The organism is Pectobacterium actinidiae (genome assembly GCF_000803315.1).
Taxonomy (GTDB): domain Bacteria; phylum Pseudomonadota; class Gammaproteobacteria; order Enterobacterales; family Enterobacteriaceae; genus Pectobacterium; species Pectobacterium actinidiae.
Genome location: NZ_JRMH01000001.1, coordinates 3,335,270 through 3,355,964, shown reverse-complemented (window position 1 = coordinate 3,355,964; position 20,695 = coordinate 3,335,270). Strand labels below are relative to the sequence as shown.

General features: G+C 51.4%; 18 protein-coding genes and 6 tRNA genes. 13 read left to right on the top strand and 11 right to left on the bottom strand.

The features are described from left to right. Window positions 1–139: 139 nt before the first annotated feature. The 5 genes from KKH3_RS14400 to KKH3_RS14380 all read left to right on the top strand — a co-directional run bounded on the left by KKH3_RS14400 (window position 140) and on the right by KKH3_RS14380 (window position 5,599). Window positions 140–1,297, top strand: coding sequence for a CdaR family transcriptional regulator (locus KKH3_RS14400; RefSeq protein WP_039360836.1), 1,158 nt, complete (start codon window positions 140–142; stop codon window positions 1,295–1,297). 332 nt (window positions 1,298–1,629) lie between these two features. Then, a complete protein-coding gene (locus KKH3_RS14395) occupies window positions 1,630–2,634 on the top strand; it encodes a sulfate ABC transporter substrate-binding protein (RefSeq protein ID WP_369987577.1) in 1,005 nt (334 codons plus the stop codon). A gap of 276 nt (window positions 2,635–2,910) precedes the next feature. Then, window positions 2,911–3,723 (top strand): sulfate ABC transporter permease subunit CysT, encoded by an 813-nt coding sequence (gene cysT / locus KKH3_RS14390; protein ID WP_010280704.1) that lies wholly within the window; start codon window positions 2,911–2,913, stop codon window positions 3,721–3,723. A 12-nt stretch (window positions 3,724–3,735) separates the two neighbouring features. Then, complete coding sequence (gene cysW / locus KKH3_RS14385) at window positions 3,736–4,617, top strand: sulfate ABC transporter permease subunit CysW (protein WP_039360835.1); 882 nt, start codon at window positions 3,736–3,738, stop codon at window positions 4,615–4,617. Then, the gene (locus KKH3_RS14380; RefSeq protein ID WP_039360833.1) at window positions 4,607–5,599 is read left to right on the top strand and encodes a sulfate/molybdate ABC transporter ATP-binding protein; all 993 of its coding nucleotides are present in this window, start codon (window positions 4,607–4,609) and stop codon (window positions 5,597–5,599) included. Before cysW ends, KKH3_RS14380 begins: the two co-directional genes overlap by 11 nt. Window positions 5,600–5,680: 81 nt before the next feature. Here the strand turns inward: KKH3_RS14380 and KKH3_RS14375 are convergent, their stop codons facing one another. The 3 genes from KKH3_RS14375 to KKH3_RS14365 form a co-directional block, all read right to left on the bottom strand. Then, window positions 5,681–6,115 (bottom strand): DoxX family protein, encoded by a 435-nt coding sequence (locus KKH3_RS14375; RefSeq protein ID WP_039360832.1) that lies wholly within the window; start codon window positions 6,113–6,115, stop codon window positions 5,681–5,683. Window positions 6,116–6,431: 316 nt separating this feature from the next. Beyond that, window positions 6,432–7,013, bottom strand: coding sequence for a TetR/AcrR family transcriptional regulator (locus KKH3_RS14370; RefSeq protein ID WP_039360830.1), 582 nt, complete (start codon window positions 7,011–7,013; stop codon window positions 6,432–6,434). An 83-nt stretch (window positions 7,014–7,096) separates the two neighbouring features. Beyond that, the gene (locus KKH3_RS14365) at window positions 7,097–8,146 is read right to left on the bottom strand and encodes an aldo/keto reductase (protein ID WP_039360825.1); all 1,050 of its coding nucleotides are present in this window, start codon (window positions 8,144–8,146) and stop codon (window positions 7,097–7,099) included. 192 nt (window positions 8,147–8,338) lie between these two features. On the opposite strand from KKH3_RS14365, the gene KKH3_RS14360 reads away from it, so the two are divergent. Both KKH3_RS14360 and KKH3_RS14355 read left to right on the top strand, forming a co-directional pair. Next, complete coding sequence (locus tag KKH3_RS14360) at window positions 8,339–9,445, top strand: NADH:flavin oxidoreductase (protein WP_039360824.1); 1,107 nt, start codon at window positions 8,339–8,341, stop codon at window positions 9,443–9,445. Window positions 9,446–9,597: 152 nt separating this feature from the next. Further along, window positions 9,598–10,410 carry an oxidoreductase gene (locus KKH3_RS14355; protein ID WP_039360810.1) on the top strand — a complete coding sequence of 271 codons (813 nt, stop codon included), beginning with the start codon at window positions 9,598–9,600 and terminating at the stop codon, window positions 10,408–10,410. A gap of 214 nt (window positions 10,411–10,624) precedes the next feature. Here the strand turns inward: KKH3_RS14355 and KKH3_RS14350 are convergent. The 4 genes from KKH3_RS14350 to KKH3_RS14335 all read right to left on the bottom strand — a co-directional run bounded on the left by KKH3_RS14350 (window position 10,625) and on the right by KKH3_RS14335 (window position 11,048). Beyond that, window positions 10,625–10,700, bottom strand: a tRNA-Lys gene (locus KKH3_RS14350). A 7-nt stretch (window positions 10,701–10,707) separates the two neighbouring features. Next, a tRNA-Val gene (locus KKH3_RS14345) sits at window positions 10,708–10,783 on the bottom strand. A gap of 55 nt (window positions 10,784–10,838) precedes the next feature. After that, window positions 10,839–10,914 (bottom strand) — tRNA-Val (locus KKH3_RS14340). A 58-nt stretch (window positions 10,915–10,972) separates the two neighbouring features. Further along, a tRNA-Val gene (locus KKH3_RS14335) sits at window positions 10,973–11,048 on the bottom strand. A 291-nt stretch (window positions 11,049–11,339) separates the two neighbouring features. Here KKH3_RS14335 and gltX point away from each other — a divergent pair. Then, the gene (gene gltX, locus KKH3_RS14325; RefSeq protein ID WP_039360803.1) at window positions 11,340–12,755 is read left to right on the top strand and encodes a glutamate--tRNA ligase; all 1,416 of its coding nucleotides are present in this window, start codon (window positions 11,340–11,342) and stop codon (window positions 12,753–12,755) included. Window positions 12,756–12,837: 82 nt separating this feature from the next. Here gltX and KKH3_RS14320 read toward each other — a convergent pair whose 3' ends face one another. Continuing rightward, complete coding sequence (locus tag KKH3_RS14320) at window positions 12,838–13,704, bottom strand: alpha/beta hydrolase (protein ID WP_234991562.1); 867 nt, start codon at window positions 13,702–13,704, stop codon at window positions 12,838–12,840. Window positions 13,705–13,970: 266 nt separating this feature from the next. On the opposite strand from KKH3_RS14320, the gene KKH3_RS14315 reads away from it, so the two are divergent. Next, window positions 13,971–14,046: transfer RNA gene (locus KKH3_RS14315), tRNA-Ala, on the top strand. 47 nt (window positions 14,047–14,093) lie between these two features. After that, window positions 14,094–14,169: transfer RNA gene (locus tag KKH3_RS14310), tRNA-Ala, on the top strand. Between the two features lie 194 nt (window positions 14,170–14,363). Here KKH3_RS14310 and ung read toward each other — a convergent pair. Continuing rightward, on the bottom strand, window positions 14,364–15,050 hold the full coding sequence (gene ung, locus KKH3_RS14305) for a uracil-DNA glycosylase (RefSeq protein ID WP_039360798.1): 687 nt from the start codon (window positions 15,048–15,050) through the stop codon (window positions 14,364–14,366). Between the two features lie 393 nt (window positions 15,051–15,443). Here ung and grcA point away from each other — a divergent pair, with 393 nt between their 5' ends. Next, entirely contained in the window at window positions 15,444–15,827 is a 384-nt protein-coding gene (gene grcA / locus KKH3_RS14300) for an autonomous glycyl radical cofactor GrcA (protein ID WP_005973551.1), read from the top strand. Window positions 15,828–15,888: 61 nt separating this feature from the next. Here the strand turns inward: grcA and srmB are convergent, their stop codons facing one another. Beyond that, a complete protein-coding gene (gene srmB, locus KKH3_RS14295) occupies window positions 15,889–17,214 on the bottom strand; it encodes an ATP-dependent RNA helicase SrmB (protein WP_039360797.1) in 1,326 nt (441 codons plus the stop codon). Between the two features lie 134 nt (window positions 17,215–17,348). Between srmB and trmN the strand changes: the two genes are divergently transcribed. Next, a complete protein-coding gene (trmN, locus tag KKH3_RS14290; RefSeq protein ID WP_039360794.1) occupies window positions 17,349–18,095 on the top strand; it encodes a tRNA(1)(Val) (adenine(37)-N(6))-methyltransferase TrmN in 747 nt (248 codons plus the stop codon). Window positions 18,096–18,152: 57 nt separating this feature from the next. Here trmN and nadB read toward each other — a convergent pair whose 3' ends face one another. Further along, on the bottom strand, window positions 18,153–19,754 hold the full coding sequence (gene nadB, locus KKH3_RS14285) for an L-aspartate oxidase (protein ID WP_039360787.1): 1,602 nt from the start codon (window positions 19,752–19,754) through the stop codon (window positions 18,153–18,155). A gap of 360 nt (window positions 19,755–20,114) precedes the next feature. On the opposite strand from nadB, the gene rpoE reads away from it, so the two are divergent. After that, the gene (gene rpoE / locus KKH3_RS14280; RefSeq protein ID WP_005973561.1) at window positions 20,115–20,690 is read left to right on the top strand and encodes an RNA polymerase sigma factor RpoE; all 576 of its coding nucleotides are present in this window, start codon (window positions 20,115–20,117) and stop codon (window positions 20,688–20,690) included. The last annotated feature ends 5 nt before the right edge of the window (window positions 20,691–20,695 follow it).

Below are 20,695 nucleotides of genomic sequence, written 5' to 3'. Positions count from 1 at the left end.
CGCTTCTCCCTGAAAGTGCTTTTGTGAGTTCTTCCACAGATTTAACCTAATTCCTGTTTCTTTGTTAATTTGCACAATGTGTGGCGCACCGTGTGACGGTATGCTGGTGCAATTGTCAATGTTCCTCTCAGAGGTAAAAATGGCGTCGTATCATCTCAATGCCAAGATGGCACAGGATATTGTCGCGCGGACCATGCAGATCATTGATAGCAATATCAACGTGATGGATGCTCGCGGTAAGATTATCGGCAGTGGCGATCAGGAACGATTGGGGGAGTTGCACGAAGGCGCGCTGCTGGCGCTTTCGCAGGGGCGAGTCGTCGATATTGATGATGCCGTCGCGCGTCACCTGCACGGCGTGCGTCCTGGTATCAATTTACCCCTGCGCATTGATGGCGAAATTGTTGGCGTCATCGGCCTGACGGGAAACCCCAGCCAGCTACGGCAATACGGCGAGCTTGTCTGTATGACGGCGGAAATGATGCTGGAGCAAGCGAGGCTGCTGCATATGCTGGCGCAGGACAGCCGTCTGCGCGAAGAACTGGTGTTGAACCTGATTCGCACCGACGATCTGTCTCCCGCTCTCATGGAGTGGGCGCAGCGCTTAGGCATTGATCTGAATAAGCCCCGCGTTGCTGCGGTGATCGAAGTCGACAGCGGGCAGCTCGGTGTCGACTCCGCCATGGCGGAGCTACAGCAGTTGCAGACGTTGCTGACTACGCCGGAGCGTGACAACCTCATCGCCATCGTTTCTCTAACGGAAATGGTGGTGCTAAAACCGGCGCTGAACAGCCACGGGCGCTGGGATGCAGAGGAGCACCGGCGTCGGGTGGATACGCTGATGTCGCGTATGGCGGAAAGCAGCCGGCTGCGGGTACGGCTGGCGCTGGGAAACTATTTTGCTGGCCCCGGCAGCATCGCGCGCTCTTACCGCACGGCGCGAACGACCATGAGCGTAGGCAAACAGCGTATGCCCGCCCAGCGCTGTTATTACTATCAGGATTTGATGTTGCCCGTATTGCTGGATAGCCTGCGCGGCGGCTGGCAGGCAAACGAGCTGGTGCGTCCGCTCTCGAAGCTTAAAGCAATGGATGGCAATGGCCTGCTGCGTCGGACGCTGGGTGCCTGGTTCCGTAATAACGTTCAACCTGGCGCGACGGCGAAAGCGCTGTTTATTCACCGTAATACGCTGGAATATCGCCTTAACCGCATCTCTGAACTGACAGGGTTAGATCTGGGGAATTTCGACGACCGTCTGCTGCTATACGTGGCTTTGCAGTTGGATGAAGAAGAGTAGGGCAGAAAGGTGCGCATCCGCTTAAGCCTATTCTCCGCCGTATTCACCTGATGCCGCAAGGCATCAGGGTTATCTCATATCCCGTTGTAAAAAGATTTCCGCTGCAACAAAATTGCTTAGATTGAAAACTATTACATAACCATTAACAATATAACGCGATAGCATAAATTATCGCGAAACAATATTTTTGCCCCTTCCCTATATCCACTATTGTCACTCCCATATTGTCGTTGTCAGTTCGATAACCGCATAAACGGCCTAACCAGCCACATTCGTCATTATTTTATCTAAATACTTTCAAGCATTAAGGTTAGGGAGTGATAAGAATGTCAATACGTCGTCTGGGGTTATCTGTTGCTACGGCAGCGCTGTTATTTTCTGGTGTAGCCTCGGCGGCTACCGAATTATTAAACGTGTCTTACGATCCGACGCGTGAGCTATACCAGCAATACAATGCGGCGTTTATCAAGCATTGGAAAGCGACCACGGGTGAAGATATCACCATCAAAAATTCACACGGCGGTTCTGGAAAGCAGGCGCGCTCGGTAATTGATGGTTTGCAGGCTGACGTGGTGACGCTGGCACTGGCTGGTGATATTGATGCATTAAACCTGAACCAACAGCTGATCGACCCTAAATGGCAGGCGCGTCTGCCTGACAACAGCACACCTTATACCTCCACCATCGTTTTTCTGGTACGCAAAGGCAATCCGAAGCAAATCAAAGACTGGAACGATCTGGTGAAGCCAGGCGTTGAAGTGATCACGCCAAACCCGAAAACCTCGGGTGGCGCACGTTGGAACTTCCTGGCTGCGTGGGCGTATGCCAAAGCGCAACCGGGTGGCAATGATGAAACCGCACTGAAATTTGTCACGGAATTGTATCGCCATGCGCCAGTACTGGATACCGGTGCGCGTGGAGCAACCATCAGCTTTGTACAGCGTCAGTTAGGCGATGTGCTGCTGGCATGGGAAAACGAAGCGTACCTGTCTCTGCAAGAGCAGGGCGGCGATCAGCTTGAGATCGTGACACCGTCTCTGTCGATTCTGGCTGAACCACCGGTTGCCGTTGTCGACAAAGTGGTTGAGCGTAAGGGAACGCAGAAGCAGGCTGAAGCTTATCTGCAATACCTCTACAGCGATGAAGCACAGCGCATCATTGGTAAAAATTTCTACCGCCCACGTAACGCCAAGATTGCCGAAGAGTTTAAAGATCAGTTTGCGCCAGTGAATCTGGTGACGATTGATAAGGATTTCGGCGGCTGGAAAGCGGCACAGGATAAATTCTTTAACGATGGCGGCGTGTTCGACGCAATCTTTAAAGAGATCAATAAGTAAGTTTTAACGTCTGACGGATTAAGGCCGCTATCACCGTAGCGGCTTTTTTCAGGTTAAAAGGCTGGCGACAGCGTAATACTGGTCACTTAAGCCCGTTATTAGGGGAGATACAGGGGGAGGTTCCCGCAGGGAGGTTTCCCCTCTGTGGTCGCTCCGTGTATCTCGATGCTTAAACGAGTGGCATTAGTTGATAGCAGCCTTAAACCTTCCGTCAGGTAGCGCGCGTCGGCAAGCAGTTGTTGGCTGGATAGTGAGTATGAAAATTAAAGGCACGGTATGTCACAACGTTCTTCCTCAGTGATTCCCGGTTTCGGGCTAACGTTAGGGTTTAGCCTGAGCTATTTAGGGTTAATTGTCCTCATTCCGTTGGCGGGGATGTTTTTGTATGCCAGCCAACTAACGTTCGGCCAGTTTTGGGATCTGATAACCAGCCGACAGGTGCTTTTCTCCCTGCGGCTTTCGTTTGGTACGGCACTGGCCGCGGCCTTTATTAACGGTATCCTTGGCACGCTGCTAGCGTGGGTACTCGTGCGTTATACTTTCCCCGGTCGTAAAGTGATCGATGCCATGATCGATATGCCCTTCGCGCTGCCAACCGCCGTGGCGGGGATTGCGCTGACGGCGTTGTATGCGCCGAATGGCCTGATTGGCTCGCTTTTTCCGTTCAAAATTGCCTACACCGGCATTGGCATCACGCTGGCGCTCATTTTCGTTACGCTGCCTTTCGTGGTCAGAACGTTGCAACCCGTGCTCGCCGATATTCCCAAAGAAGTGGAAGAAGCCGCTGCCTGCCTTGGCGCGCGCCCGCTTCAGGTTTTCCGCCATGTGCTGCTTCCTGCGCTGTTACCCGCCTGGCTGACGGGCTTTGCGCTGGCCTTTGCCCGCGGCGTCGGGGAGTACGGTTCCGTGGTGTTTATCGCGGGGAATATTCCGTTTAAAACCGAAATCCTGCCGCTGCTGATCGTCTCCAAGCTCGATCAGTATGATTACAAAGGCGCAACCGGGATCGGCGTGTTCATGCTGCTGGTTTCTTTCATTATGCTGCTGCTGATTAACGTGTTGCAGCGCCGCATTCAACCGAAACTGTAAGGGCTGGTCGTCATGGAACAGGTTATTTCCGCTCAGGCCAGCGCGGCTAAAAGAAAAAAACAGCCCGCAGCCTATTACATTCTGGTTTCATTAGCGTGGGTTGTTTTTTTCCTGATTCTGGTACTGCCGCTGATGATGGTGGTCACTCAGGGGCTGGATAAAGGCGTCGGCGCATTTTGGGATGCGATTACCGAACCGGATGCGATCTCTGCGCTTAAGTTGACGTTACTCGCGACCGTCATTTCCGTGCCGTTAAACGTGGTGTTTGGGCTGGCGACGGCATGGTGTGTGACGAAATTCGAATTTCGTGGCAAGAGCTTTCTGCTGGCGCTGATTGATTTGCCATTTTCCGTTTCCCCCGTGGTGGCGGGACTGGTGTATGTGCTGTTGTTTGGGGCGCAAAGCAAAATCTATCCCTTCCTGCTTGAACACGATTTGCAAATTGTTTACGCCGTGCCTGGCATCGTACTGGCGACAATTTTCGTCACGCTGCCTTATGTTGCCCGTGAGCTGATTCCGCTGATGGAAGAGCAGGGCTCGCAAGAAGAAGAAGCGGCGCGGCTGCTGGGGGCGAACGGCTGGCAAATGTTCTGGCACATTACGCTGCCGAATGTGAAATGGGCGCTGATTTACGGCGTGGTGCTGTGTACCGCGCGCGCGATGGGGGAATTTGGTGCCGTTTCCGTTATTTCCGGCCATATTCGCGGCCTGACTAACACGCTGCCGTTGCATATCGAAATTCTTTATAACGAGTACAACATCGTTGCGGCTTTCAGTGTGGCGATCCTGCTGCTAATTATGTCACTGGTCGTACTGTTACTGCGCCAGTGGAGTGAGAGCCGATTGACGAAGCAAATACAGAAACAACAGGAGTTGGCCAAAAATGAGCATTGAGATTCGCAATATTAATAAACAATTTGGCCAGTTCCGGGCGCTGAACGAGATTAATTTGTCGATCCACAGCGGCGAGCTGGTGGCGCTGCTGGGGCCATCGGGCTGTGGTAAGACCACGCTGCTGCGCATCATTGCTGGGCTGGAACAGCCCGATAGCGGTAGCATTATTTTTCACGGTCAGGACGTGTCCGTCCACGATGTGCGTAAGCGCAATGTGGGATTCGTCTTTCAGCACTACGCGCTGTTCCGCCATATGACGGTGTTCGATAACGTTGCGTTTGGGCTGCGAATGAAGCCGAAAAATATCCGGCCATCAAAGAGTGAAATCGAAAAGAAAGTACATGAGCTGCTAAATCTGGTGCAGTTGGACTGGCTGGGGGATCGCTATCCTGAACAGCTTTCCGGCGGCCAGCGCCAGCGTATCGCACTGGCGCGTGCGCTGATCGTTGAACCGAGCATCCTGCTGCTGGATGAACCCTTTGGCGCGTTGGATGCCAAGGTGCGTAAAGAGCTGCGTCGCTGGCTGTCTCAGCTACATGAGGATATCGATCTGACGTCGGTATTTGTGACGCACGATCAGGAAGAAGCGATGGAAGTCGCCGACCGCATCGTGCTGATGAACAAAGGTGTCATCGAACAAATTGGTACGCCGGCGGAAGTGTATAACAACCCGGCCAGCGAGTTTGTTTACCATTTCCTTGGCGACAGTAACCGGTTGAAAGTGGCGCAGACGGAAGAGACGATTCTGTTCCGTCCACATGAGGTATCGCTATCCGTTCAGGCTCAGGATGGCTATCAGGCGGTGACGGTGCGCGATATTCGCCCACTCGGAGCCTTAACGCGTCTGTCGCTGAAACTGGGCGAACAGTCGGAGCTGATTGAAGCAGAAGTCGCAAAAGATGATGCAAGCCTACACGGGCTACAGAAAGGCGATGTGATTCAGTTCAAACCCAAGCGTTACAGCCACGATTGGGAAATCTAATCGGCGGCTCTCAGGCATGAAAAAACCCGCGAAATTCGCGGGTTTTTGCTTTTATCGTCAATACCTACCGGATAGCGGGAATTAGCGATAAGCAGGGTTGGAAGCAATAGAGTAGCGACCGCTGCCAACCAGCATAATGATAATGCCCGCAAAGAAATAGAGAGCTTCGACTTCTAACGCCCAGGCACCCACGTTGGTCAGGGTGAAGAATTTACCGGTGCCAACCATCAGTGTCGCAACAACCAGCGTCAGTGCGGCAATCAGGCCGGAAATGCGGGTAAATACGCCCAGAATAATTAAGATTGGGGCAACAACCTCGCCGATATAAACGCCATAAGCAATAAAACCAGGCAGTCCTGCGCCTTGCAGCATTTGTACGATCCAACCCACACCGTGTTCAATTTTTGCTACCCCGTGAAACAGCAGCAGAATACCTACGGTTAAACGCAGTAAAAGTTTACCTGCATCAGGATGATCGGTTAAACGCGTGAACCACTGATTCAACTGAGAAATCATAATAGACAACCTTATAAGTGAGCAAAAATGTTTATTAGTAATGCTTATTGGCAATGCTTTGTATAGTGCGGCAGTGTCGTCGATTTAGGGGCTGAATAGAAAACCAATAAATTTGATATTTTCTGTCAAAAAATTATGTGAAGCATGCGGACGCCGATAAGCATAGCACTGCGGTTGTGCCGGTCTAATGATGGATGGGAATAACGCAATAACAAGGCGTTATGAAAAGGAGCGGCCTGAGTCAGGTATTGGTGTTTTAAGTGTGAATACGGTTTGGGGCATCGGCAGATACGTTCGGCCCCTTTTCTACGGGGAGTCAGGCTTCGTCAAGCAGCGCCTTTTTAGCGGCGTAGAGAAAGTCATCCGACAAGGCATCACCCGCAGTGGCGCGTGCCAGCGTTAATGCGCCGGATAACAGGGAAAATTGTGCCAGAGCATGCAGCCTGCGCTGCGCTTTATCTTCTATTGTGGAAAGTGATTCCAGCCTATCCAGCATGATTTTGACACCGCTGAGATAAACCTCGTGTACCGGCTTGCCTTCACTTTCTCTGGCTATGTCGCTGGCTAGCGCGGTGAGCGCACAGCCATCCTTCGCACTATCACGGTGAGTAGGGGAAAGGTAGTGTTCCACCAAGGTTCTCAAATCATGTTGAGCTGAGCATTGGTTTATCTCCTTCCAGTGAGAAGCGGAATCTTCCAGCGCCTTGCGACTGGCTATGGCGACTAGCTCATCTTTAGAAGCAAAATGACCATAAAAGCCGCCGTGGGTTAGCCCCGCTGCGGCCATCAAATCGTTCACGCTGACACCGTTCAGGCCCCGTTCACGAAAGAGCTGTGAAGACACCTGAATGATCTCCTCTCGATTACGCTCCATCTGCTGCTTTGATACACGGGCCATTTTGTTCTCCTTTTTCTGTCAGGCATCATCTTAGGGTATGGAAAAGCCAGACTCAATAGATGATGACCTTCATCAATAGCAGATCAGGCACGTGGTGGCCACGGTGCAATGAGATGGGAGCTGTCGCCTCCCTGAGCCTTGGGCAAGGTAGCCGCGATTTGATCGTGCGGCGTTCCCAGTGAAATCGCACTGACTTTGTCCAGACGGGCGACCTGATCGTCGCTTAGCGTGACATCCAATGCGAGCAGCGTATCGTCCAACTGCGCCAGAGTGCGGGAACCCAGAATGGGGATCTGGCTGGTGCTGGCGCGGGCGGATTTGTGGCGCAACCAGGCGATAGCGATCTGTATCGGTAATACGTTTAGTTCCTGCGCGACGCTGAATACCTCATCCAGCAACGCGGTGTCTTGCTCGGTATGCACTAATCTTCCGCCAAAACCGGTCAGACGGCCTTCTTTGCTTTGACGGTATTTGCCCGTCAGCAGGCCGCCACCCAGTGGAGACCAAAGCGTTGCTGCCAGCCCTATCGCTTCAGCCATCGGCAACAGTTCCCGCTCTGCGGTGCGCTGCACCAGACTGTATTCCACTTGAATACCAGCAATTCGCGACCAGCCGCGCAATTCTGCGATGGTGTCCGCTCGGGCAATGCGCCAGGCAGGGAAATTAGAGAAGCCTGCGTACTGGATTTTTCCTGCCCGAATGAGATCGTCGAAAGTACGAACAATCTCTTCCAGCGGTGTTAATTGGTCATCAAAGTGCGCCCACAGCACATCAATACGATCGGTGTTCAGTCGCTTAAGGCTGTTTTCTACAGATGAGATCATGTTCTTACGGCTATTGCCGGTTCGAGATATTCCTGCTTCCGGCATGGCGCTTAAAGTGTATTTTGTCGCCACGACAAAATGATCGCGGTCGGCGGCAATGAATTCTCCAACCATCTGCTCAGATTGACCGAACTGGTAAGCATCTGCCGTATCAATGAAATTACCGCCCGCGTTGGCATAACGATCAAAGACCTGTTTCGCTTGTTCTTTTTCAGAACCATAGCCCCAACCAGTGCCAAAATTTCCTGTTCCGAGGGCCAGCTCGGAGACACGTAGGCCTGTGTTACGCCCAAACGTTGTGTATTTCATTCTATTTTCCTTACTTTTAAATGTCGGTTGACATTTATTATATATGTCATACATCATCTATATGTGCAAGCAAAGTGACATCCTCTTTATGAGAGACAATGAATGCTAACGGGGGTTGTTTAACCGCATGTATTGCATTTTTAATCAATGTTCAACGCCGCCATGGCGTTAAACCTTAAAAAGGAAATATCCATGTCTGACGATATTCTGTTTAGCCCTTTCACGGTGAAAGATTTGACTCTTCCTAATCGCATCGTTATGGCTCCGATGACCCGGGGTATGGCGGAAAGCGGGATTCCCGGCCCGGCGAATGCGGAATATTACCGCCGCCGCGCCGAAGGGGGCGTAGGACTGATTCTGACGGAGGGGACGGTGGTCGATCGTCCCGCTTCGCGCAACATGCCAGGGATTCCGTTTTTCCACGGTGAGGCGGCGCTGGCAGGCTGGGATGCGGTGGCTCAAGCGGTGCATGCCGCTGGTGGTCGTATTGGGCCACAAATTTGGCATACGGGATCAACGCATGGCCGCGGCTGGGAACCGGATGCACCTGTTGAAAGCCCTTCAGGGCTGGTTGGCCCGGATGAGCCTCGCGGTGTGGTGATGACGGAAGAAGACATTGCCGATACCGTGGCGGCTTTCGCCCGTGCGGCAGCCGATGCCAAACGGCTGGGATTCGACACGCTGGAACTGCATGGCGCACATGGTTACCTGATCGATCAATTCTTCTGGCCAGGGACGAACAAGCGTACAGATGCTTTCGGTGGAACAACGATCCGTGAACGTTCTCACTTTGCCGCAGAGGTTATCCGTGCTGTCCGAGCGGCTGTCGGGCAGGACTTTCCACTGATCCTGCGTGTGAGTCAGTGGAAGCAGCAGGACTACAGCGCACGGCTTGCCGCCTCTCCACAGGAGATGACGGACTGGTTAGCACCACTGGTTGAGGCCGGAGTGGATGTTCTCCATTGTTCACAGCGCCGTTTCTGGGAGCCGGAATTTCCTGAGATTGACGGGGCAGAGGGGCTTAACTTCGCCGGTTGGGCGAAGAAGCTCACAGGCGCAGCGACAATCAGCGTGGGTTCGGTGGGGCTGACCTCAGACTTTTTTGCTGCATTTGGTGGCGAAGGTTCTGGTACAGCTGCGTTGGACAATCTGTATGCGCGAATGGAGCGCGAAGAGTTTGATTTGATCGCTGTCGGTCGGGTACTACTCTCTGATGCACAGTGGGTGCAAAAAGTGCGTTCTGGACAGACTGATAAATTACGCGGTTTTGATGCTGCGGATTTAGCCGTACTCGCGTGATGTTCAAGTGCTGCGGCCGATCCGGCTGCGGTATGGAACGTCTTTTTATGCCGACATCGAATTGTTCCTGCATCATGTCGGCTTTATTTTCTCATTATATATGTTAGTCATCATTTAAATGTTTGACCTTTAATTTAGGTAAGGAGTCTTTTATGGCGTCAGATAACGTCGTCGCGCTGGTTACTGGCGCTTCATCGGGGATTGGAGAGGCTATCGCGGAGCAGTTGGCGCTGGCGGGTTATACCGTATACGGAACCAGCAGGCGAGGTGCACAGTTAGGAAATAAACGGTTTGAAATGCTCTCTTTGGATGTGACCAGCGATAAGTCAGTGAAAGAGGCGGTGAGTGAACTTATTCGGCGAGAAGGGCGTATCGACCTGTTGGTGAACAATGCGGGTTTTGGACTGAGTCCGGCAGGTGCGGAAGAAAGTTCGCTTGAACAGGCTCAGGCGATCTTTGACACCAATTTTTTGGGCATTGTCAGGATGGTTCAGGCCGTTGTGCCTCACATGCGTCAGCAGAGGGCGGGGCGGGTCATCAATATCGGTTCTATTCTTGGTATGGTGCCGATGCCCTATATGGCACTTTATGCGGCCAGCAAGCATGCGGTCGAAGGCTATTCTGAAGCGCTGGACCATGAATTACGTACGCGTGGTATCCGGGTTTCCGTCATAGAACCGGCTTATACGAAGACGCAGTTTGAAGCGAACAATGTATTGCCGGATGCGATGCTGGATGAATATGCGTCTGTACGGCGCGAGTTAGGCAAAGTGGTGAAGAAGGCAATGGAAAATGCAGACGATCCGGCTGTCGTCGCCAAGGTTGTGCTAAAAGTGGCTCGTGCGAAACACCCGAAAATCCGCTATACGTCTGGTACGGAGGCAGCTCATCTGGCGTTATTGCGTCGATTTGCGCCGAGTCTCCTGGATGCTGGTATCCGTAAAAGCCTTCGGCTTGACGTATGACATGAGATTTTGTGCAATTATCTGGCCTCATTTATTTGGGGCCAATGCTGGTTTGAATCTGTTGTTGATTCAAATTTTGAGAATAACAGATAGCAGAAAGGCGCCTTTGCAAGCGTTGTCAAAACCATATTCAATGGTTTTGTCTGAGCTACACGACTCGTGCAATAGATAATGTTTGGTGAGTTTACTTCAGAGAGGAATCACTTTGCGGAAGTGGTGGGTCGTGCAGGATTCGAACCTGCGACCAATTGATTAAAAGTCAACTGCTCTACCGACTGAGCTAACGACCCGCAGAAGTGGTGGGTGATGACGGGATCGAACCGCCGACCCCCTCCTTGTAAGGGAGGTGCTCTCCCAGCTGAGCTAATCACCCACTTCTGAACTACTTTTACTTCAACTTCTAATAAGAAGACCAGCTGGTATGAGATTGGTGGGTGATGACGGGATCGAACCGCCGACCCCCTCCTTGTAAGGGAGGTGCTCTCCCAGCTGAGCTAATCACCCAATCTCAAATCTTCTTACTCTACACAGCGAGACACTTTTACTTAAAACCCGTAAAGAGTGGTGGGTGATGACGGGATCGAACCGCCGACCCCCTCCTTGTAAGGGAGGTGCTCTCCCAGCTGAGCTAATCACCCCCGCTGTGTGGAGTCGCATTATAGGGATCCTTGAATATGAGTCAACGCTTTTTAAAACTAAAATGATTGTTCGTTGCAAAATTAGTCAAGGCGTCGTATTTATCGCCGTTGGTGCTGCATCCTTGCGCAATTCAGCCTGTTATCTTGCGATTGCTATCAGAATAAAAGCCTGTGCGGCATGTTACGGCGTTGAGGAATCGAAGCAGAGTGATAGAATGTTGTCCACTTTTGTTCTCTGAGCTTATGTCGGTCTATGCCGACAGCCGTTGCGTAATAAGGCTGTAATCCCAAATGAAAATCAAAACCCGTTTCGCCCCTAGTCCTACTGGCTATCTTCACGTCGGCGGCGCTCGCACCGCACTGTACTCTTGGCTGTTTGCCCGTCATCAGGGCGGCGAATTCGTGCTGCGTATTGAAGATACCGATCTGGAGCGTTCAACTCAGGACGCGATTGATGCCATTATGGATGGTATGAACTGGCTGAGCCTGAACTGGGATGAAGGCCCGTACTACCAAACTAAACGCTTTGACCGTTACAACGCCGTTATTGACCAGATGCTGGAAAACGGTACGGCATATAAATGCTATTGCTCTAAAGAACGTCTGGAAGCGCTGCGTGAAAAGCAGATGGAAAACGGCGAAAAACCACGTTACGACGGCTGTTGCCGTGGTTCTCACGAACATCATGCTGATAATGAGCCGCACGTTGTGCGTTTCCTCAACCCGCAGGAAGGCTCGGTCATCTTCAATGACCGCATCCGCGGGCCGATTGAATTCAGCAATCAGGAGCTCGATGACCTGATTATCCGTCGTACTGACGGTTCACCGACCTACAATTTCTGTGTCGTTATCGATGACTGGGATATGGAAATCACGCACGTTATCCGTGGTGAAGACCATATCAACAACACGCCGCGCCAGATCAACATCCTGAAAGCGCTGGGCGCACCCGTGCCAGACTATGCGCATGTGTCGATGATTCTGGGCGACGATGGTAAGAAATTGTCCAAACGTCACGGCGCTGTCGGTGTGATGCAATACCGTGATGACGGTTATCTGCCGGAAGCACTTCTGAACTATCTGGTGCGTTTAGGCTGGTCGTCTGGCGATCAGGAAATCTTCTCTATTGATGAGATGAAGTCTCTGTTCTCTTTGGATGCTGTCAGCAAATCGGCGAGCGCCTTCAACACTGAGAAGCTGCAATGGTTAAATCATCATTACATTAACCATTTACCCGCAGAATACGTGGCAACGCATCTGTCATGGCATATTGAACAGGCTGGGATTGATACCCGTACCGGTCCGCAATTGAGTGAACTGGTTGGTTTACTGGGCGAACGTTGCAAAACGCTGAAAGAAATGGCGGATTCCTGCCGTTATTTCTATGAAGATTTTGCTGAGTTTGACGCCGATGCGGCGAAGAAACACCTGCGCCCGGTTGCGCGTCAGCCGCTTGAACTGGTGCGCGAGAAATTGGCCGCGATGACGAACTGGACGGCTGAGAACATCCATCACGCCATTCAGGGCACGGCGGATGAACTGGGTCAGGGCATGGGCAAAGTCGGGATGCCGCTGCGCGTTGCGGTCACGGGTGCTGGCCAGTCTCCAGGCGTTGACGTTACGGTGCACGCGATTGGTCAACAGCGTTCGCTGGCGCGTATTGATAAAGCACTGGCGTTCATTGCCGAGCGCGAAGCGCAGCAGTAATCGCTATCGTGTGAATAGCGTTATATAAAATGAACCCCGGCCAGAAGTCGGGGTTCATTTTTTTTATGGTGTGGTATGGGGATTATTGACCGGCAATAGCAACCGCTTTACCAATGGCATCGGGGATCACGTCGCCGTGCCCTTTACCGGAAAACAGAATAAAGTCAGCTTTTGAACCTTGTTCATTTAGCTGTGCGACCAGTGCCGTTGCTCTTTCCACCATTTTTCTTTGGCTGAGCCGTTCAGCCCGCTTTTCATCAACAGGTTTACCCGCCTGCATTTTGGCAGGCTCATCTTCATTTTCCCCTGCCGTGATGGTGATTGACCGCGGTGGTGTAGTGAGCAGCGGCGTTCTTGCCGGAATCACAACGCCATTTCCCCACCAGATAGACGGGCTTGCGGCAACATAATGCTGGAAAGATTCGGTGTGGTTAAAAAGCGTATAGAGCGTAAACAGACCGCCGAAAGAGTGCCCAGCCAGCGTTTGTTTCTGCTTATTGACGATGTAGTTTGCTTCAACCCAAGGCTTTACCGTGGATTGCAGGAATTGATAAAACGCTTCGGCTTCGCCGCCTGCGGCAAAATCTGGGTCAGTCAGGGTTGTCGGTGGCGTGTAGTCGCGTGTTCTGGCGGGAACATCGTAAGGCTTATCGATCGGATAACCGACGGCGACGATCAGCGGTGCTGCGCCGTTTTTCGCATTATAGCTGTTTACGGCAACGGGAAACTGAGCATTGCCATCCAGCATGTACAGAATTGAATAACCACCTTCAGGTGCAGGTTGGTGGGGCTGCGCGATGAAAAGCCGATAGGCATGCCCATTGCTTTTTATGTCAACGTGCCTGATCTCAAATTGAGCTTTTGCTTGTTCGGTCATATCAGGAATGGTCGGCTGGCCCCGAACAGGTAACACGCCAGAGGCAGATACCATCAGAGAAAATACAATCATAGGAAAATAGCGCATGTGATGAGGCTTATATAGGAGGCAGAAGCGTAACGTGAAATGATGATAATAAATCGCGTTATCGTTAGCAGCTTTTTTATTGTGCTAATGATGAGATGACATCGAAATTGCCGCCTGTTTTTTCTCACCCTTGGCGTCTTTTTCAGCGGTTAATCGGATAACCGGATTTAGCCGTTGACACTGCGAATCGGGTTTCATATTATGCGACGCGTTCGCACAGTACTTACCTTCTCGGTGATGCTGTAAGATACGGGGCTATAGCTCAACTGGGAGAGCGCTTGCATGGCATGCAAGAGGTCAGCGGTTCGATCCCGCTTAGCTCCACCAAACACTCCCTCTGTTTGGTTGATTATCACGAACATTCTACACGTTGTGGGGCTATAGCTCAGCTGGGAGAGCGCTTGCATGGCATGCAAGAGGTCAGCGGTTCGATCCCGCTTAGCTCCACCAAATCATCGATTTGCTCTTATTTATCCCTTTTGGATCTATCTGCATTCAATCAACGTTTTCATTCAATATCTTAGTCAGCGATTTCTTGTAAACGATTCCTTCTCAACGATTTCTTGTAAACGATTCCTTCTCAACGATTCCTTGTAAACGACAGTTGGTCGCCTTCGTGTTGAAGACAACCAAACCGTTATCGCTTAAGCCTCTTCTGGGAGCCTTGGCGTCCAGTCTATTGGCGATAGTCCTTGCTGTTCCAAAAGCTGATTAGCCCGAGAAAAATGCTTACAGCCCAGGAAACCACGATGTGCAGACAGTGGAGAAGGGTGTGGCGATTTCAGAATATGATGACGCTTTTGGTCAATGATGTTGCCTTTCTTCTGCGCATGAGAGCCCCACAGCAGAAAAACCAGGCCTTCCCGTTGTTCATTCAATGCCGCGATGACGCGGTCAGTAAACGTTTCCCAGCCCAAATTAGCATGCGAGTGCGCCTGTCCAGCTTCAACGGTTAATACCGTGTTGAGCAGTAAAACGCCTTGCTCCGCCCAGCTTTGCAGAAAACCGTGTCGTGGAATTTCAAATCCAGGGATGTCGCTCGCAAGTTCCTTATAAATATTACCCAGAGAAGGCGGAGCGGGTACACCCGGACGTACCGAAAATGACAGCCCGTGCGCCTGATTCGGGCCGTGATAGGGATCTTGTCCCAGAATGACGACTTTGACCTGATGCAGTTCGGTAAAGCGGAACGCGTTGAAAACATCCTTCTGCGGGGGATAGATAGTTTTACCCGCTGCACGTTCTTTCCCAACGAATTCAAGGGTATTTATGAAGTAAGGCTGCTGCTTTTCTTGTGCCAGCACGTCATGCCAAGTGAGAGAGGTCGCCATCATGCACTCTTTTTTTACAGGTTGAATGGTGTTGTAGGTAGCTTACCGATCTATCGTGCCGAGGTAAAACCGTAACCGCTATTGCCGGGATGAAAGGACCCTTTTTTGAAAAAAAATTGAAAATTTACAAAAATATTTGCAATTCGGTGTATTGGTAAAATTGATATAAAACAATATATTGCCATCAGGCAGCCAAGTTGCGGGGTTTTAAAATTGATTTAAGTCAAGGATATCCAGTTATCAGGCTGGTATATAGGAAGCTAGATACAAAGAGCTTTGTACGATCGTTACGAAATCTGGCCATTTTTTACCGATAGCGATTTTAACTACGTCAGTTTTTAAGTACGCTCGTTTTTAACTAAGACATTAACACGCCGTTTTACGGAGGCAATTATGGTTACTGGTATTCAAATCACCAAGGCTAACGACAGCGCGCTGATCAATTCCTTCTGGTTGCTGGATGAAGAAAAATCACAGGCGCGTTGCGTGTGTGCCAAATCAGGTTATAGCGAAGATCAAATCGTTCCCGTGAGCGATCTGGGTCAGATCGAGTATCGTGAAATTCCGCTGGAAATCAAACCTGAAGTACGTGTGGAAGGCGGTCAGCACCTGAACGTAAACGTTCTGCGCCGTGAGACGCTGGAAGATGCGGTTAAGCATCCGGAAAACTATCCGCAGCTGACCATTCGCGTATCTGGCTACGCTGTGCGTTTCAACTCACTGACGCCAGAACAGCAGCGCGACGTTATCGCTCGTACTTTTACCGCAAGCCTGTAATTCGAGCCTTAACAGAAAGGGAGCCGAGGCTCCCTTTTTTACATCTTGCTTTAATAAATTTTTATTTGGCAGACGGTTCGTCGGTTTTCTGCGTTGGTTGACGGCGCTTACCAATATTTTTAGCATCGCGATGGCGAACTTTTACCTTAACCTTTTCTTTTTCCTTCTCTTTTTTCTCTTGCCGCTTAGCCAGCACTTTTTTCGACGGTTTCCCCGTCGTTTTGGCGCTTGGTGCTTTCGTCTCTGGGCGGAGTTCCTCAATGACGCGCGGTTTTAGCGGTTCATTCAGGTAGCGACTGATTTTCCCCAGCAGCAGATGGTCGTGTGCTTCGACAAAAGAGATGGCACAGCCTTTACGACCAGCGCGACCGGTGCGGCCAATACGGTGAAGATAGGTGTCCGAGGTGCGCGGTAAATCGAAATTAAATACGTGGCTGACATCGTTAATATCAATACCACGCGCTGCGATATCCGTTGCTACCAGCACGTTGACACGCCCGTCGCTGAGACGTTTGATCGCCTCATTACGTTTAGCTTGCACCATTTCGCCTTCGAGATAGCAGGAGTTAATGCCCGCTTCACGCAGCCAGGCAACCAGCTCATGCACGCGCTCACGCTTGCGAACAAAGACGATAGAACGCGTAACGTCCGGCTGTTTTAACTGATGGCAGAGTAGCGCTGTTTTGTGTTTAAGATCGTCGGCGCGGTAATACCATTGCAGAATTTTTTTACGTTCCCGACGCGATGGGTCAGATTCGATTTCAACGGGATCGTTGAGCAGACGCTCGGCGAAATCCTTGATCGCGTCCCCTTCCAGCGTCGCAGAAAACAGCAACGTTTGCTTGCGCCAGCGGGTTTCTCCCGCAATGTGTTCAATATCCTGGGCAAAGCCCATATCCAACATTCTGTCTGCTTCATCCAGAATGAGCGTTTCTACCGCGCGGCAATCGAAGTTTTCTTCTTTAATGTATTGCAGCAAACGGCCCGTCGTCGCAACGACGATATCCTGATTTTCACTGAAGACTTCTGCGTGGTTCATGTAGGCCACGCCGCCAGTGATCGTGGCGATATCCAGATGCGTATGTGCAGCAAACGCTCGCGCTTGATCGGCCACCTGCATGGCGAGTTCACGGGTTGGCGTGAGGATCAGAATACGAGGTGGACCCGATTTTTTACGAGGGAAATCGATAAGATGCTGCAAAACCGGCAGCAGATAGGCGGCGGTTTTACCTGTTCCTGTTGGCGCGGAGCCTAATACGTCGCGGCCTTCCATCGCTGGAGGGATCGCCTCAGCCTGAATCACGGTCGGGCGCTCGTAGCCCATGTCACGCAGGGCGTCTAACAGGCTTTCATCAAGATCGAGCTCGGAAAAATTGGTTACAGTCATGGTCTACCTCTATTTGGGGCGCCGATTATAGACGGATTGGTCGGTTTCTTCACCTGTTTAAGCAGACATCGGCACTTTTCCTGCATTGATGTTTCACCTATGCTACTGCGGTTTGTGTTTGGAATCTTATTTTCATGAGTCATCGGGCTGATAATAAACTGACATTGCGTCGGGATGGTTTTACCTTCAAGCAATTCTTTGTGGCGCACGATCGCTGTGCCATGAAGGTGGGTACCGACGGCATTTTGCTGGGTGCCTGGACGCCGGTGTCCTCAGCCACGCGGATCCTGGATATCGGCAGCGGTTCCGGTCTTCTCGCGCTGATGTTGGCGCAACGTACGGATCCGCATGTTCGGATTGATGCCGTCGAGCTGGACAGTGCTGCCAGCCAGCAGGCGAAGGAAAACATTGCCGCCTCGTCGTGGGCTGACAGAATCACGGTGTATGCTGAGGATATCGTCGGTTTTGCTGAGAACCGAGCCGCCGACTATTCGTTGATTATCAGTAATCCGCCTTATTTCCCGCCGGGGATCGCGTGCGGATCCGCTCAGCGCGATCAGGCTCGCTACACCACCTTGTTAACTCATGAAGCGCTGTTACGCTGTGCGCATCAACTGCTGATGCCTGAAGGGCTTTTTTGCGTGGTGCTGCCGGTTCAGGTCGCTGAGTATTTTATTCCGCTGGCGCAGCAGCACAATTGGTACGTTCACCAGCAGCTTCGCGTATCTGAGCAGGAAGAGAAACCTGCGCATCGCGTTTTGCTGGCGCTGTCTCGTCAGGAAAGAGAATGCGTGAATGCTTCACTGGCAATTCGTGATGCAGAAAGACATTACTCGATGGATTTCCAACAGCTGACAAAAGATTTTTATCTTTTTATGTAGGAAGCAGACGCCGTGTTAACCGCGTCTGCCTTTTCTGAGTGAACTGTTTTTTATGAGCTATGGCACCAGAATGGTTGGCGTTGGGGCGTCGAACTGCTCTGGGTAATCCAGAGTATAATGCAGTCCGCGGCTTTCTTTTCTTTCCAATGCGCAGCGGACGATGAGTTCGGCGACCTGTACCAGATTACGCAGCTCCAGCAAATTGTTGGAAATGCGGAAGTGGGCGTAGTACTCATTGATTTCCTGCTGAAGCAGTTGGATGCGGCGTTGTGCCCGTTCCAGTCGTTTGGTCGTTCGCACGATCCCAACGTAATCCCACATAAATAGGCGCAGTTCGTGCCAGTTATGCTGGATCACCACTTGTTCGTCGGAGTTGTCGACCTGGCTTTCATCCCAATCTGGTAGCTTTTTCACCGCTTTGATTTGCGGCAAGCGCTGTAAAATATCCTCTGCGGCTGACCAGCCGTAAACCAGACACTCAAGCAGTGAATTGGACGCCATGCGGTTTGCGCCATGTAATCCGGTATAGCTGACTTCGCCAATCGCATACAGGCCGTCAAGATCGGTGCGGCCGTGTTGATCGACCAGCACGCCGCCGCAGGTATAGTGTGCAGCGGGTACGATGGGTATCGGTTCACGCGTCAGGTCGATACCGAGAGACTGTAGCTTTTCATCGATAGTGGGAAAGTGTTGTTTGATGAAGGCTTCGGGCTTGTGGCTAATATCCAGATACATACAGTCTGCGCCAAGCCGTTTCATCTCATGGTCAATGGCACGGGCGACGACGTCGCGCGGTGCCAGTTCGCCTCTGGCATCAAAATCGGGCATAAAGCGTGTGCCGTCAGGACGTTTAAGGTACGCGCCTTCACCGCGCAGCGCTTCCGTTAGCAGGAAGTTTCGCGCCTGCGGGTGGAACAGGCAGGTCGGGTGAAACTGATTGAACTCCAGATTTGCCACGCGGCAACCCGCGCGCCAGGCCATGGCGATGCCGTCACCAGAGGAAATATCGGGATTCGTGGTGTATTGATAAACTTTGGATGCGCCGCCGGTCGCCAGAACCACCGTTTTCGCCCGGCAGGATTCTACGCGCTCCCGTTCACGGTTCCAGATATAAGCACCGACAATACGGCGTGTGCCGGGCAAACCCAGCTTATTCGAGGTAATCAAATCGACAGCGTTACAGCGTTCCATAATCCGAATGTTCGGATGAGATAGCGCTTTCTGCACTAGCGTATTTTCCACTTCTTTTCCGGTTGCATCCGCCGCGTGCAGAATCCGACGGTGGCTGTGCCCGCCTTCGCGCGTGAGATGATAGCGTTCTTCGCCGCTGGTGCTGGTTTCGGTATCGAATAGCACGCCTTGTTCGATAAGCCATTGCACGCAGTGTTTGGCATTGCTGGCGATAAACTCAACGGCTTCCCGTTCACACAGGCCATCACCGGCGATCAGGGTATCTTCGATATGGGAGTCTATCGTGTCAGTTTCATCGAAAACGGCGGCGATGCCGCCCTGAGCATAAAACGTTGCGCCTTCGTTGAGCGGGCCTTTGCTTAATACCGTCACGTTGGCCTGTGAAGCCAAACGCAGCGCCAGTGAAAGCCCGGCAGCGCCGCTGCCAATGATTAAAACATCACAGACGTATTCAGTGGTCGTTTGCATGGTCGTGTCGTGGATGCAAAAAGAAGAGGAAATTCGATGGTAGCACCCAATGGTTGATTGCTGTATTGGTTTTTATCCCCCTCTCTACGCTATAAATAAGCGAAGGCTGGGGCATGCTGAATCGTGCGAATACCCCGGATTTATCGTATCATCCTCGGAGGAGCGTAGAACCTCAGATGAAGACAATGCGTCATGACACGCATCGTAAAGACGAGTAACGGCGCTAAGCAAAAGAAAAATGATGACCCGGAACTTTATTGGATGTCTTGGTTCTAATGAGGAGCTTGCTCTAAATATGACTTATATAGCTGGCAGTACTATTTTACGCGTGGAGAACGGTTTGAGTAGAGATTACCTCGGATGAGCGAGCAACTGGCAGATCAGGTTTTGGTCGAGCGAGTCCAAAAAGGCGATCAAAAATCGTTTAACTTGTTGGTCGTTCGTTATCAGCATAAGGTAGCGAGCCTGGTATCGCGGTATGTTCCCCAAGGGGACGTGCCGGACGTGGTACAGGAATCGTTTATTAAAGCCTATCGCGCGTTAGAGTCATTCCGCGGCGATAGTGCGTTCTATACATGGCTGTATCGTATCGCAGTGAATACGGCCAAAAATTATTTGGTCGCTCAGGGGCGCCGTCCGCCTTCCAGCGACATTGATGCCAATGATGCGGAAAACTATGAAAATGCGGGTGCACTGAAAGAAATATCGAACCCTGAGAATTTAATGTTGTCAGAAGAATTACGAAGCATTGTTTTCCGAACTATTGAGTCTTTACCGGAAGATCTACGTTTAGCGATTACGCTGCGTGAGTTGGACGGTTTAAGCTACGAAGAGATCGCCGTTATTATGGATTGTCCCGTCGGCACTGTTCGTTCTCGTATTTTCCGGGCTCGGGAAGCGATTGATAATAAAGTACAACCGCTTATTCAGCGCTAGCTAGT